Raw genomic sequence first — 11,398 nt, 5'->3', positions numbered from 1 at the left:
CCACTCTTCGCCTCTTGGGCCAGGGCACTCACCCGTCCTCGCGGCGCTCCCGATACAGCGCGGTCACGACGTCGATCGCCGCCTCCGCCCCCGCCGCGCACGCCAGAATCCCGTGGGGCTGCACCGGCACCGGCTTGTTGTATCGCAACGGAGCGCCCAGGCAATCCAGAACCGTGCCACCGGCTTCCCGCAGGAGGATCTCCGGCGCGCACGTGTCCCATTCGCTCAAAAACGATACAGGATGGACGTACAGGTCGCGGTCCCCGTTCGCTATGAGGGAACACTTTACCCCGACGGATCCACTGGCGGAAACGTCACGCGTGCCGAGGCGCTCCGCGAGAGCCTCCAGAAAGGGGTCCGCGTGCGACCGCGATCCTACCAGTCGGAGCGGCGAGCCGACCCGCGTCGACGGAAGAGGCACCCAGGCGCCGGTCAGCGCGTTCCAGCGCCGTGCTCCGTGGCCCACCGCCGCCCGGTACAGGGCCTCGCGGGCCGGCAGATAGAGCGCCCCGGCGACGGCCCGGCTGTCCACGGCCAGGCCGATCATGATCGCGAACTCCCCGTTCCGCGCCAGGAACTCCTTGGTGCCGTCCAGGGGGTCGACGATCCAGACCCGCTCGGCGCGGAGGCGCCCGGCCGAGTCGCGCGACTCCTCGGATAGAACGGCGTCGTCCGGGAACTCCCGGGCGAGCCGCGCGAGGATCACGTCGTTGGCAGCGTGATCGGCCTCGGTCACCGGTGTACCGCCCTCCTTCAGCGAGGCTGACGCGCTCCCGTAGTACGCCATGGCCGCGGCGCCCGCATCTCGCGCCGCCGCGCTCGCCACGTCCAACTCGCGCGTGAACGCCCCTCCGCTCATGGCTCGTTCGTGGCAGCGGCCCGCCACGCCTCGAGGGCAGCGATCAGCCCGGCGGTGGTGTGCTCCAGCGCCACGAGCGCCACCTCGAGGCCGCGCTCGCGTGCCGTGTGCGCGGTGACCGGTCCAATGCAGGCCGCCGGCGGACCCGCCGCGCCGACGACCTCGGCGTAGGCCGACACCGCGGACGACGAAGTGAAGGCGACCACATCTATTCCCCGCACCTCTATCTCGCGGCGCAGCTCGGCGAGCGCCTCGCGGTCCAGCTCCGGCCGGTACGCGGGCACGTCCGCCACGTGCGCTCCCAAGCGGCGCAGCGCTTCCGGCAGCGCGTCACGGCCCGCGGACGATCTGGGCAGGAGAACGCGCCGGCCCGCTAGTGGCCCGGCCGCGGCCAGCGCCTCGATGAGGCCCTCGGCGACGAACCGGTCCGCGGTGAGAGTCACCTCGAATCCGGCGGCCCGCGCCGCGGCCGCGGTCGCGGGGCCCACGCAGGCGACCGCTACGGCGGCCCGAGGTTCGACGCCGCCTTCCTCCAGCGCGCGCGCGAGGTAGCGCACGCCGTTGGCCGACGTGAACACGACCCAGTCGAAGGCGCTCAGTCCCGTGGCGGCGTCCCGCAGGCCGCCTGGATCTTCCGGGGGGGTCAGCCGGATGGCTGGATACGACAACGCCTCCGCCCCGCGGGCGCGGAGGCCCGCGACCAATTCGGCCGCTTGGTCGCGTGGACGCGTTACCGCGACGCGCAGCCCGAGGAGCGCCACGCCGCCGCCCGTCACTCCCGGATCGGATCCAGCAGAAGCGCGATGTCGGCCGCCACGTCGCCCATGCCGCGCGCGCCGTCCACCACGTGCACGGGAGTCGGACTGTCCTCGTAGAAGGAGATGAGGGGCGCGGTCTGCTCGCGGTACACCGCCAGGCGACGGCGCACCGTCTCTTCGGCGTCGTCCGGGCGACTGCGCGGCTCGGCGCCGCACACATCGCATACGCCGGGCACCGCCGGGGGCCGATGGTGCACGTTGTACGTCGCGCCGCACTTCGGGCATATGCGGCGGCCCGCGATGCGACGGACCAGCTCTTCGTCGCCGACGTCGACTACCACTACCGCGTCGAGGGGCCGATCCAGCTCCGTGAGAAGAGCATCGAGGCCTTCGGCCTGCGGGATGGTGCGCGGGAATCCGTCGAATACGACGCCAGTCCGGACGCGCGCCATGACGCCCCTGACGAGGCCGAGGATGACCTCGTCGGGGACCAACTCGCCGGCGTCCATGTACCGCTTGGCGTCGAGGCCGAGGGCGCTGCCTTCGCGCACGGCGTCTCGCAGCAAATCGCCGGTCGAAAGCCGAAGGATCCCGTACCGCTCCGTGAGAAGGGCCCCCTGCGTGCCTTTGCCGGCACCGGGGGCCCCGAGAAGAATCAGATGCATGCTCGCTCGCGTAACCGAAGGCCGCGGATGGTTGCCAACTGACTACATGTACTGCTGTCGCCCGCGGAAGCGCACCCGCCCCTTCTTCATGAAGCCTTCATAGCGCCTGAGGAGCAGGTGCTGCTGCATCTGCTGAACCGTGTCCAGGGCGACGCCGACGACGATCAGCAGCGACGTACCCCCGAAGAAGAACGTCTGGATGTTGAAGATCGCGAAAATCCAGAACGGCAGCAGCGCGATCAGCGCGAGATAGGCCGCCCCGGGAAGCGTGATTCGGGTCAGAACGTGGTCGATGTAATCGGCCGTGTCGCGCCCGGGCTTCACGCCCGGAATGAACGCCCCCTGCTTCTTCAGGTTCTCGGCGAGATCGACCGGATTGAAGATGATCGCCGTATAGAAGTAAGTGAAGAACAGGATCAGCAACGCGTAGGTGCCGTAGTAGACCCAGTTGTTGGGCTGGAATGTCTGCGAAATGTCCTGTAGAAACCCGATGCTGCTGAAGGCCGCGAGCGTACCCGGCACGATGATGATCGACTGCGCGAAGATGATCGGCATCACGCCCGCCGAGTTGACCCGTAGCGGGATGAAGCTCTTCTGGCCTTCCTGGATCCTGCCTCGGCCCAACACCTTGCGCGGTATCTGCACCGGCAGCTTGCGCATGGCCATGGTCATGGACGTCACCGCGGCGATCACCAATATCATGACCGCGAGCAGAGCCACCAGCGCGAACGCGCTGATCGCGCCGACACGGAACGACTGCCAGGTGGCACCCAGCGCCCGCGGGAACCCCTCGATGATCGAGAAGAAGATCAGCAGCGAGGCGCCGTTACCGATCCCGCGCTCGGTGATCTGCTCGCCCAGCCACATGACGAACACGGCGCCGGTGGTGAGGATGAGCGTCGTGCCGAGCATGAACGGCAGGCCCGCCATGTTCACCGCGCCCGGGATGTTGCGCAGGAAGACCGCGTAGCCCCAGCCCTGCAGCGCCGCGAGCACCACCGTGGAGTAACGCGTCCACTGGGTGATCTTCTTGCGGCCGTCCTCCCCCTCCTTCTGCAGCTTTTCGATGGTCGGCACCACCGCGGCGAGCAACTGGAACATGATGCTCGCGGAGATATACGGCATGATGCCGAGCGAAAGCACCGTTGCCCTCGAGAGCGCGCCACCGACGAACATGTCGTAGACGCCGAAGAGCGTGTTCTGGAGGTTCTGGAACTGCTGACGGAGGACCACGACGTCGACGCCCGGCGTGGTAATGTGGGCGCCCACGCGGTAGAGCAGCAGGACTCCGAGCGTGAAGAGGATCTTGTTCTTCAGCTCTGGGATCCGCCAGAACGGTGCGATCGGGTTGGCCATTATCTGCGATCTGCTATCTGCTAGGAGTCCAGGATGTCCACGGTGCCGCCCGCGGCTTCGATCTTGGCGCGCGCGCCGTCGCTCACCCTGTGCACCTGCACCGTAAAGGCCCGCTCGACTTCACCCCTGCCGAGAAGCTTCACGGGAACGGAGCGGCCCAGGTCGACCAGCCCCGCCGAGTGCAAGCTCTGGGGGGTCACCACGTCGTCTTCCATGCGGCCGAGGTCGCCCACGTTGACGATCTCACACTCCACGCGGTTTCGGCTCGTAAATCCGCGCTTGGGCACTCTCCGCTGGAGCGGCATCTGGCCGCCCTCGAACCACGCCCGGCGCTTGAAGCCCGAGCGGGACTTCTGCCCCTTGTGTCCCTTGCCGGAGGTCTTTCCGCTGCCGGATCCCGGACCTCGGCCGAGGCGCTTGCGGGAATGGGTTGCGCCCTCGGGTGGACGCAGGTCGTTCAAGTTCGACATGCCGACTAGGCCTCCCCCTCGATCTCTTCCACCTGGACGAGGTGGCGGACCTGGAAGATCATGCCCCGGATCGCCGGGTTGTCTTCCTTGACCACGCTCTGCTGATGACGTCGCAGGCCGAGCGCGCGGAGCGTCGCCCGGTGCTTCAACAGGCGACCGTTCCCGCTCCGAACCTGCGTGACCCGCAGTCTCGTCGCCTTCTTTTTCCTAGCCACGACGCACCACCCCCAGCTCCTCTACGCTGATGCCGCGCTCGCGCGCGACCTGCTCGGGCGTAACGAGCTCGCCCAGGCCCGCCAGCGTAGCGCGCACCATGTTGATCGGGTTGTTGGAGCCCAGGCTCTTGGTGAGCACGTCCGACACGCCTGCCGCTTCGAGCACCGCGCGCACCGGCCCACCGGCGATCACGCCCGTACCCGGACCGGCCGGCTTGAGCAGGACGCGACCCGCGCCGTGACGGCCCACGATCTCGTGGGGCAGGGTGCCCGCGACGATGGGCACCGTCTGCATGTTCACGCGCGCCTTCTCGAAGCCCTTACGGATCGCCTCAGCGACCTCGTTGGCCTTGCCGAGCGCCACTCCCACCTTGCCCTTCTTGTCGCCGACGGCGACGAGCGCGGTGAACGAGAACCGGCGTCCGCCCTTGACGACCTTCGCGACGCGGTTCACGTGGATGACGCTTTCGACGAGGTCCGACTCGCGGCCCCTTCTACCCTTCCTGTGATCTCTCGCCATGAATCGAGCCTCAGAACTTCAGGCCGCCCTCGCGTGCGCCCTCGGCGAACGCGGCGACCCGGCCGTGATAGAGGTAGCCTCCGCGGTCGAATACCACGCTCTCGATGCCCGAGTCCTTGGCCCTGGCGGCGAGCAGCTTGCCCGCCTCGCGCCCCAGCCCCGACTTGTTCATCTCGGCGTCGCCGCGCTTGTCTCTCAGCTCGGGGGCCAGCGTGGACACGCCGACGAGAACCCGTCCGGCTATGTCGTCCACGAGGTGCCCCTGGATGTTCTTGTGGGACCGGTGTACGACCAGGCGCGGCCGCTCGGCCGTGCCGATCACCCGCTGCCGTACCCGGCGATGGCGCCTCGCCAACCGGCGGGCGCGATCCATGATGTTCTTGCGATTGCTGGCCATGGTCGTTTCCCCGATCAGACGCCGGTCTTGCCCGCCTTACGGCGGACGTGTTCGCCCTGGTACCTGATGCCCTTGCCCTTGTAAGGCTCCGGCGGCCGGACCGACCTGATCTCGGCGGCGGCCTGACCCACCCTCTGCTTGTCCGCCCCCTCCACCACGATCTGCGTGGGGGTTGGGGTGGAAATCGACACGCCCTCGGGTTCCGGATACTCCACGGCGTGTGAGTACCCGACGATGAGAACGAGCGTATTGCCCTTCTTCTCCGCCCGGTATCCCACGCCCTGCAACTCCAGGCTCTTCTGGAACCCCTCCGACACGCCGCGCACCATGTTGGCAACCAGCGCCCGCATGAGGCCGTGGAACGCCCGGTGGCTGGGAGCATCCGACTGCCTGGCCAGCGTCAGCTGACCATCGCCGAGCTCGACCTGCACTTCCGGACGCACGCTCTGGGACAACTCGCCCTTCGGGCCCTTGACCCGGACCACGCCGTCCTCTACGGACACCGTGACCCCGCCGGGGATCACCACGGGCGTCTTTCCGATTCGCGACATAGCTCTATCCGCTACCAGACCAGCGCCATGACTTCGCCGCCCACGTTCTCGGCGCGAGCCTGCTTGTCGGTCATCACGCCGCGCGATGTAGACACGATCGCGATGCCCATCCCGACCCTGACGGGCTTCAACTCGCGCACGGCCGCGTATTGCCTGCGGCCGGGGCGCGAAACGCGCTGGATGTTGCGGATCACCGGACGATCTTCGTGATACTTCAAGTACAGCCGAAGAACTCCGTGTCGCCCGTCGTCCAGCACTTTGTAGTCGTGAATGAAGTGGCTGTCTCGCAGGATGCGAGCGATCTCCGTCTTCACCTTGGACACCGGCACGTCCACCCGCTTGTGGCCCGCGCGAGACGCGTTGCGCACCCGGGAGAGCATGTCGGCGATGGGATCCGTCATCATGGCGGATTGCAGCTCCTATAGTATCCGGCCGATCGCCGGACTTGTAGGAAACGGTACGGAGGCTCCGGCCCCCGTGAACGGTCCTGCTACCCTCTCGTCCCGTTTCGGTTCACGGGCGCGAGAGGCTGCTACCAACTCGCCTTCCGGACTCCGGGGATCTCCCCGGCCAGGGCCTGCTCGCGGAAGCAGATCCGGCACAGGCCGAACTTGCGCAGGAACGCACGCGGTCGTCCGCACCTGTTACATCGATTGTAGGCCCGCGCCGAGTACTTCGGCTTGCGCCGAGCCTTTTCCACCAAGGCCTTCCGTGCCATACGCCTAGTCCTCCGTGGGGCCGGGGATGACCTCGCCGGACACTACCACCGGCGTCTCTCCCCGGAACGGGAAGCCCATCTCGCGCAGCAGCGCCAGGGCCTCGTCGTCCTTGTTGGTGGTCGTCACGATCACGATGTCCATGCCGTGCACTTCGACCACGTCGTCGTAGTCGATCTCGGGAAAGATCATCTGCTCCCGAACGCCGACAGAGTAGTTGCCGCGCCCGTCGAAGGCTCGGGTGTTCAGTCCCCGGAAATCACGCACGCGCGGAATCACGACGTTGATGAGGCGATCCAGGAACTCGTACATCCGTTCCCGGCGCAGCGTCACCTTTACGCCGACGGGCATCCCTTCGCGCAATCCGAAGTTTGAAATCGACTTGCGGGCGCGCGTGATCACCGGACGCTGGCCGGTAATGGTCTGCATCTCATCGACCACGCTGTCCAGCAGCTTCGGGTTCTTGGGCGCCTCTCCCAGGCCGACGTTCAGAACGATCTTCTCGACAGCCGGTATCTGCAGCTGGTTCGCAAAGCCGAACTGCTCCGTCAGTCGCTGACGGACCCTGTTTTCGTAGTGCTGCTTCAGTCTGGGCTTCATCGCTACTAGCTCGGCTTCGGAATCGGGTTGCCGCTGCGAACCGAGATTCGCTCTTTTTCCTTCCCCGCACCGCTCTTGCGGACGCGGGTGGGTTCGTTCGTGGACGGGTCGATCAGCATCACGTTGGAGGCGTGAATGGGCGCCTCGAAGGTGATCCGTCCGCCCTCCTCGTTCGACGGCGACGGCCGCTGGTGCCGCACCCTCTGATTCACGCCCTCTACCACTACGCGATTCTCCTTGGGGAGCACCCGCAGGATCGTGCCCTCGAGGCCACGGAAGTTGCCCCGTATCACGCGTACGCGATCACCGCGCCGCACGTGCACCTTCTGGCGGCCACCGGTCTTCTTGCCGCGCGTGGCGCGGCGCGTCCTCAAGCCTGGCATCGTCTCATCCTCAGATCACTTCGGGCGCGAGCGAAACGATCTTCATGAAGCGCCGCTCACGCAGCTCGCGGCCCACCGGGCCGAAGATCCGCGTCGCGCGGGGCTCGCCCGCGTCGTTGATGATCACGGCGGCGTTGTCGTCGAAGCGGATGTAGCTGCCATCACGACGCCGCGTCTCCTTGGACGTTCGCACCACCACCGCGCGAGCGACCTCGCCCTTTTTCACGGTACCGTTCGGGAGCGCGTCCTTGACGGCGACGACGATGATGTCGCCCACGCGCGCGTAGCGCCGCTTCGAGCCGCCCAGAACGCGAATGCACTTCGCCTTCTTGGCGCCCGAGTTGTCCGCGATGCGGAGCATCGACTCCTGCTGAATCATCGCTCGACCTCGCCTATCTCGCGCGCTCGATCACTTCGACGACCCGCCAGCGCTTGGTGCGCGAAAGCGGGCGGGTTTCTTCGATCCGCACCACATCGCCCGCGCGCACGTCGTTGGCCTCATCGTGCGCGTGGTACTTCTTGGTTCGCGTGATCATCTTGCCATAAAGCGGGTGCGCCGTGCGCCTCTCCACCGCGACGATGACCGTCTTGTCCATCCGGTCGCTCACCACGGTGCCCTGACGCACCTTGCGCCGGCCGCGTTCGGTCGACTCCATTGCTTCCTCAGCCATTGGCGAGCTCTCGCTCGCGCAGGATGGTCTTCAGACGGGACACGTCGCGTCGCAAGGCCCGGAACTGCGCCGGGTTCTCTATTTCCTGCGATGCGGAGCGAAAGCGCAGCCGGAACAGTTCCTCACGCAGCTCCTCGATCCGCCCGACGATTTCCTCGTCGGTCAATTCCCGGACCTCGGCGGCGTTCATCCCTCACCTCCGTCCGAACGCGACAGGATCTTGCACTTGACCGGCAGCTTGGCCGAGGCCAAAAGGAGCGCGCGGCGCGCCACCGTCTCCGACACGCCCTCGAGCTCGAACATGACCCTGCCGGGCTTGACCACCGCGACCCACAGCTCGGGGTTGCCCTTCCCCTTGCCCATGCGCGTCTCCGCCGGCTTCTTGGTCACCGGCTTGTCCGGAAAGATGCGGATCCAGACCTTCCCGCCGCGCTTGATGTGTCTCGTCATGGCGACACGGGCGGCCTCGATCTGCCGGTTGGTGATCCAACCGGGCTCGGTGGTCTGCAAGCCCCACTCGCCGAACGCGACGTAGTTGCCGCGCCGGGCCAGTCCCCGCATGCGGCCCTTGAACTGCTTCCGATATTTTACCCGCTTCGGAGCAAGCATCCCTCAGGCCCGATCGCTGGAGTACGTCCTGCCCCGACGTTCTTCCACCACCTCGCCCTTGAAGATCCAGACCTTGACTCCAATGGTGCCGTAGGTCGTCTTCGCGGTGGAAGTCGCGTAGTCGATATCGGCGCGCAGCGTGTGCAGCGGCACGCGACCCTCCTTGTACCCTTCGGTGCGCGCGATCTCGGCCCCCTGCAGCCTGCCGCCGCACTGGATCTTGATGCCCTCGGCGCCCGAACGCATGGCCGCCTGCACCGCGCGCTTCATCGCCCGCCGGAAGGAGATCCTCTGGATCAACTGGTGGGCGACATTGTCGGCCACCAACTGGGCCTCGATCTCCGGCCGCTTGATCTCCTCCACGTTGATCGACACCTCGCTGCTCGTGAGGTGCGCGAGTTCGTCGCGGAGCTTGTCCACCTCCGCCCCCCGCTTGCCGATCACGACGCCGGGCCGGCCGGTGTGGATCGTCACGACGATCTTCTGCGGCTTACGCTCGATCGAGACCTCCGCGATCGCCGCGTGCGCCATGCGGCGGTGCAGGTAGCGCCGGATCGTCTCGTCCTCGGTCAGCAGATCAGCGAAGCTGCCGGACGTGAACCAGCGCGACTTCCACGGCTTCACGATCCCGAGGCGGAAACCCCTGGGGTGGACTTTCTGTCCCATACCTACGGCCTCACAACGATTGGGATGACTCGCACGGCTCTACTCCGGCGCGTCGACGATGACGGTCACGTGGGCGAGCGGCCTGCGCCTGGGCGCGGCACGTCCCATCGCCGCGGCTCGCCAACGACGCAGCCGCGGACCCTCGTTCACGTACGCTTCCGACACCGTCAGGTCGTCGACATCCAGCGACACGCCGTCGCTGGAAGCCCGATCGACCGCATTGGCGACGGCTGAACGCAGCGTCTTGTCGATCATGCGGGCGGCGCGCTTCTTCGAATGCTGAAGAATCGCGTAGGCCTCACCGACGCTCTTGCCCCGGATCAGATCCACGACGAGACGCATCTTGCGCGGGCTCTGCCGCACGTACCGAGCTGTGGCGCGCGCTTCCATCTTACTTCACCCTCGAACGCTTGTCGGCCAGCTTGCCGCCATGCCCGCGAAACAGCCGGGTCGGCGCGAACTCGCCGAGCTTGTGACCCACCATGTTTTCGGTCACGTACACGGGCACGTGCTTGTTGCCGTTGTGCACCGCGATCGTGTGGCCGACGAATTCCGGCGAAATGGTGGAGGCGCGCGACCAGGTCTTGACGACCCTCCTGTCGTTGCGCGCGTTCATCTGCTCCACCCTGCGCAGGAGCTTTTCGTCGATGTACGGTCCCTTCTTGACGGATCGCGACATTATTCCTTTGCCCTACCTCGTGGCCTTGCCGCGCTTGCGGCCGCGCACGATGTAGCGGTTTGACGCCTTGTTCCTCTTGCGCGTCTTCTTGCCTTCCCGCTTCCCCCACGGCGTGACCGGAGGGCGTCCGCCGGACGCCTTCCCCTCACCACCGCCGAGCGGGTGGTCGACCGGATTCATTGCCACCCCACGCACCTTGGGGCGCCGGCCCCGCCAGCGGGACGCACCCGCCTTGCCCAGCACCTGCAGGTTGTGATCGGAGTTGCCGATCTCCCCGATCGTGGCGACGCACTCCAGCCGCACCATGCGAACCTCGGTAGAGGGCAGCCGCAGCGTGGCGAAATCGCCCTCCTTGGCCACCAACTGCGCCCCGGCTCCGGCCGAGCGCACCACCTGAGCTCCCTTGGCCGGCTTCAGCTCGATGCAGTGAACGACGGTCCCCAGCGGGACCTCCCTCAAAGGCATGGAGTTGCCGACGCGGATATCGGCGCCCGGCCCGGCCATGATCTCCGCGCCCTGGGTCAGGCCCTTCGGGTGCAGGATGTAGCGCTTCTCGCCGTCCGCGTAATGGATCAAGGCGATGTTCGCCGACCGATTCGGGTCGTACTCGATCTCCGCCACGCGACCCGGCACGCCGTGCTTGTCGCGCTTGAAGTCGATCTTCCGATAGCGCCTCTTGGCACCGCCGCCCCGACGGCGCGTCGTGATGCGTCCGTGGTGGTTGCGCCCACCCGACCTGCGAATCGGCTCGGTCAGCGACTTCTCCGGCTCGTGGCGCGTGATGACGTCGCTCGCCCCCACGGACCTGAACCGCTGGCCCGGCGTCACCGGCTTGAATTTCTTGAGCGGCATCAGACTCCCTCGTAGACGTCGATCGTCTCACCGGCGGCGAGCCGAACCACGGCCTTCTTGAACGCGGCCCGCTTGCCCGCAATGCGTCCCACTCGACGCACCTTGCCGCGGTAGTTCATGGTGCGCACGGCCTCGACCTTCACGTCGAAGAGATTCTCCACCGCCTTGCGGATCTCGATCTTGTTCGCGTCCCGCCGAACGATGAACACGTACGCGTTGGCGGTGTCCTCTCCCCCGGCGAACTGGCCGCCACCCATGAGCATGGTCTGCTCGGTGACGACGGGCCGGATGATGACGTCTCGGGCCTCAGCCATCGGTCTTCTCCTCGGCCGCCTCGTCAACCGCTTCAGCCGCGGGCTCGCTCTCTTCGGCGACGGCCTCCGGCTCGGTTTCCGCCGCGCTCTCGGCTTCCGCGACCGGCGCCTCGTCGG

22 protein-coding genes are annotated in these 11,398 nt (G+C 67.0%); all 22 read right to left on the bottom strand.

The annotated features are described in order from the left end of the window. Positions 1–28: 28 nt before the first annotated feature. The 22 genes from ABFS34_07365 to rplW all read right to left on the bottom strand — a co-directional run bounded on the left by ABFS34_07365 (position 29) and on the right by rplW (position 11,281). A complete protein-coding gene (locus ABFS34_07365; protein ID MEN8375252.1) occupies positions 29–859 on the bottom strand; it encodes a 3'(2'),5'-bisphosphate nucleotidase CysQ in 831 nt (276 codons plus the stop codon). Next, complete coding sequence (locus ABFS34_07360; GenBank protein MEN8375251.1) at positions 856–1,635, bottom strand: uroporphyrinogen-III synthase; 780 nt, start codon at positions 1,633–1,635, stop codon at positions 856–858. The genes ABFS34_07365 and ABFS34_07360 overlap by 4 nt, the downstream gene beginning before the upstream one ends. After that, positions 1,632–2,282, bottom strand: coding sequence for an adenylate kinase (locus tag ABFS34_07355; GenBank protein ID MEN8375250.1), 651 nt, complete (start codon positions 2,280–2,282; stop codon positions 1,632–1,634). Before ABFS34_07355 ends, ABFS34_07360 begins: the two co-directional genes overlap by 4 nt. 42 nt (positions 2,283–2,324) lie before the next feature. Next, positions 2,325–3,638: a preprotein translocase subunit SecY gene (gene secY, locus ABFS34_07350; GenBank protein MEN8375249.1), complete on the bottom strand. Its 1,314-nt coding sequence runs from the start codon at positions 3,636–3,638 to the stop codon at positions 2,325–2,327. Between the two features lie 20 nt (positions 3,639–3,658). Then, positions 3,659–4,108, bottom strand: a complete 450-nt coding sequence (gene rplO / locus ABFS34_07345; GenBank protein ID MEN8375248.1) for a 50S ribosomal protein L15 — start codon at positions 4,106–4,108, stop codon at positions 3,659–3,661. A 5-nt stretch (positions 4,109–4,113) separates the two neighbouring features. Then, positions 4,114–4,323 (bottom strand): 50S ribosomal protein L30, encoded by a 210-nt coding sequence (gene rpmD, locus ABFS34_07340; GenBank protein ID MEN8375247.1) that lies wholly within the window; start codon positions 4,321–4,323, stop codon positions 4,114–4,116. Beyond that, entirely contained in the window at positions 4,316–4,843 is a 528-nt protein-coding gene (gene rpsE, locus ABFS34_07335) for a 30S ribosomal protein S5 (protein ID MEN8375246.1), read from the bottom strand. The genes rpmD and rpsE overlap by 8 nt, the downstream gene beginning before the upstream one ends. Before the next feature lie 10 nt (positions 4,844–4,853). Continuing rightward, positions 4,854–5,240: a 50S ribosomal protein L18 gene (gene rplR / locus ABFS34_07330; GenBank protein ID MEN8375245.1), complete on the bottom strand. Its 387-nt coding sequence runs from the start codon at positions 5,238–5,240 to the stop codon at positions 4,854–4,856. Between the two features lie 14 nt (positions 5,241–5,254). Then, positions 5,255–5,791, bottom strand: coding sequence for a 50S ribosomal protein L6 (gene rplF / locus ABFS34_07325; protein ID MEN8375244.1), 537 nt, complete (start codon positions 5,789–5,791; stop codon positions 5,255–5,257). An 11-nt stretch (positions 5,792–5,802) separates the two neighbouring features. After that, the gene (gene rpsH, locus ABFS34_07320; protein ID MEN8375243.1) at positions 5,803–6,195 is read right to left on the bottom strand and encodes a 30S ribosomal protein S8; all 393 of its coding nucleotides are present in this window, start codon (positions 6,193–6,195) and stop codon (positions 5,803–5,805) included. Positions 6,196–6,323: 128 nt separating this feature from the next. Next, on the bottom strand, positions 6,324–6,509 hold the full coding sequence (locus ABFS34_07315; protein MEN8375242.1) for a type Z 30S ribosomal protein S14: 186 nt from the start codon (positions 6,507–6,509) through the stop codon (positions 6,324–6,326). Positions 6,510–6,513: 4 nt separating this feature from the next. Then, on the bottom strand, positions 6,514–7,107 hold the full coding sequence (rplE, locus tag ABFS34_07310; protein MEN8375241.1) for a 50S ribosomal protein L5: 594 nt from the start codon (positions 7,105–7,107) through the stop codon (positions 6,514–6,516). 5 nt (positions 7,108–7,112) lie between these two features. Beyond that, positions 7,113–7,430: a 50S ribosomal protein L24 gene (gene rplX, locus ABFS34_07305; protein ID MEN8375240.1), complete on the bottom strand. Its 318-nt coding sequence runs from the start codon at positions 7,428–7,430 to the stop codon at positions 7,113–7,115. A gap of 70 nt (positions 7,431–7,500) precedes the next feature. After that, the gene (gene rplN, locus ABFS34_07300) at positions 7,501–7,869 is read right to left on the bottom strand and encodes a 50S ribosomal protein L14 (GenBank protein ID MEN8375239.1); all 369 of its coding nucleotides are present in this window, start codon (positions 7,867–7,869) and stop codon (positions 7,501–7,503) included. A gap of 13 nt (positions 7,870–7,882) precedes the next feature. Continuing rightward, complete coding sequence (gene rpsQ, locus ABFS34_07295) at positions 7,883–8,146, bottom strand: 30S ribosomal protein S17 (protein MEN8375238.1); 264 nt, start codon at positions 8,144–8,146, stop codon at positions 7,883–7,885. 7 nt (positions 8,147–8,153) lie between these two features. After that, on the bottom strand, positions 8,154–8,351 hold the full coding sequence (gene rpmC / locus ABFS34_07290) for a 50S ribosomal protein L29 (protein ID MEN8375237.1): 198 nt from the start codon (positions 8,349–8,351) through the stop codon (positions 8,154–8,156). After that, complete coding sequence (gene rplP / locus ABFS34_07285; GenBank protein ID MEN8375236.1) at positions 8,348–8,770, bottom strand: 50S ribosomal protein L16; 423 nt, start codon at positions 8,768–8,770, stop codon at positions 8,348–8,350. The genes rpmC and rplP overlap by 4 nt, the downstream gene beginning before the upstream one ends. 3 nt (positions 8,771–8,773) lie before the next feature. Next, positions 8,774–9,436 (bottom strand): 30S ribosomal protein S3, encoded by a 663-nt coding sequence (gene rpsC / locus ABFS34_07280; protein MEN8375235.1) that lies wholly within the window; start codon positions 9,434–9,436, stop codon positions 8,774–8,776. A gap of 39 nt (positions 9,437–9,475) precedes the next feature. Beyond that, a complete protein-coding gene (gene rplV / locus ABFS34_07275) occupies positions 9,476–9,826 on the bottom strand; it encodes a 50S ribosomal protein L22 (GenBank protein MEN8375234.1) in 351 nt (116 codons plus the stop codon). A 1-nt stretch (position 9,827) separates the two neighbouring features. Continuing rightward, positions 9,828–10,115 carry a 30S ribosomal protein S19 gene (rpsS, locus tag ABFS34_07270; protein MEN8375233.1) on the bottom strand — a complete coding sequence of 96 codons (288 nt, stop codon included), beginning with the start codon at positions 10,113–10,115 and terminating at the stop codon, positions 9,828–9,830. A gap of 12 nt (positions 10,116–10,127) precedes the next feature. After that, complete coding sequence (gene rplB, locus ABFS34_07265; GenBank protein MEN8375232.1) at positions 10,128–10,967, bottom strand: 50S ribosomal protein L2; 840 nt, start codon at positions 10,965–10,967, stop codon at positions 10,128–10,130. Beyond that, positions 10,967–11,281, bottom strand: coding sequence for a 50S ribosomal protein L23 (rplW, locus tag ABFS34_07260; protein MEN8375231.1), 315 nt, complete (start codon positions 11,279–11,281; stop codon positions 10,967–10,969). The genes rplB and rplW overlap by 1 nt, the downstream gene beginning before the upstream one ends. Between the last annotated feature and the right edge of the window lie 117 nt (positions 11,282–11,398).

The sequence above is a fragment of the Gemmatimonadota bacterium genome (assembly GCA_039715185.1).
In the GTDB taxonomy this organism is placed as follows: Bacteria; Gemmatimonadota; Gemmatimonadetes; order Longimicrobiales; family RSA9; genus DATHRK01.
The sequence above is the reverse complement of the archived record's forward strand: the minus strand, read 5'-3'. Positions and strand labels throughout refer to the sequence as shown.

Coding starts and splice junctions, on each gene's coding strand:
- ABFS34_07365 (MEN8375252.1), bottom strand. CDS start 859: ATGAGCGGAGGGGCGTTCACGCGCGAGTTGGACGTGGCGAGCGCGGCG.
- ABFS34_07355 (MEN8375250.1), bottom strand. CDS start 2,282: ATGCATCTGATTCTTCTCGGGGCCCCCGGTGCCGGCAAAGGCACGCAG.
- secY (MEN8375249.1), bottom strand. CDS start 3,638: ATGGCCAACCCGATCGCACCGTTCTGGCGGATCCCAGAGCTGAAGAAC.
- rplO (MEN8375248.1), bottom strand. CDS start 4,108: ATGTCGAACTTGAACGACCTGCGTCCACCCGAGGGCGCAACCCATTCC.
- rpsE (MEN8375246.1), bottom strand. CDS start 4,843: ATGGCGAGAGATCACAGGAAGGGTAGAAGGGGCCGCGAGTCGGACCTC.
- rplR (MEN8375245.1), bottom strand. CDS start 5,240: ATGGCCAGCAATCGCAAGAACATCATGGATCGCGCCCGCCGGTTGGCG.
- rplF (MEN8375244.1), bottom strand. CDS start 5,791: ATGTCGCGAATCGGAAAGACGCCCGTGGTGATCCCCGGCGGGGTCACG.
- rpsH (MEN8375243.1), bottom strand. CDS start 6,195: ATGATGACGGATCCCATCGCCGACATGCTCTCCCGGGTGCGCAACGCG.
- ABFS34_07315 (MEN8375242.1), bottom strand. CDS start 6,509: ATGGCACGGAAGGCCTTGGTGGAAAAGGCTCGGCGCAAGCCGAAGTAC.
- rplE (MEN8375241.1), bottom strand. CDS start 7,107: ATGAAGCCCAGACTGAAGCAGCACTACGAAAACAGGGTCCGTCAGCGA.
- rplN (MEN8375239.1), bottom strand. CDS start 7,869: ATGATTCAGCAGGAGTCGATGCTCCGCATCGCGGACAACTCGGGCGCC.
- rpsQ (MEN8375238.1), bottom strand. CDS start 8,146: ATGGAGTCGACCGAACGCGGCCGGCGCAAGGTGCGTCAGGGCACCGTG.
- rpmC (MEN8375237.1), bottom strand. CDS start 8,351: ATGAACGCCGCCGAGGTCCGGGAATTGACCGACGAGGAAATCGTCGGG.
- rplP (MEN8375236.1), bottom strand. CDS start 8,770: ATGCTTGCTCCGAAGCGGGTAAAATATCGGAAGCAGTTCAAGGGCCGC.
- rpsC (MEN8375235.1), bottom strand. CDS start 9,436: ATGGGACAGAAAGTCCACCCCAGGGGTTTCCGCCTCGGGATCGTGAAG.
- rplV (MEN8375234.1), bottom strand. CDS start 9,826: ATGGAAGCGCGCGCCACAGCTCGGTACGTGCGGCAGAGCCCGCGCAAG.
- rpsS (MEN8375233.1), bottom strand. CDS start 10,115: ATGTCGCGATCCGTCAAGAAGGGACCGTACATCGACGAAAAGCTCCTG.
- rplB (MEN8375232.1), bottom strand. CDS start 10,967: ATGCCGCTCAAGAAATTCAAGCCGGTGACGCCGGGCCAGCGGTTCAGG.
- rplW (MEN8375231.1), bottom strand. CDS start 11,281: ATGGCTGAGGCCCGAGACGTCATCATCCGGCCCGTCGTCACCGAGCAG.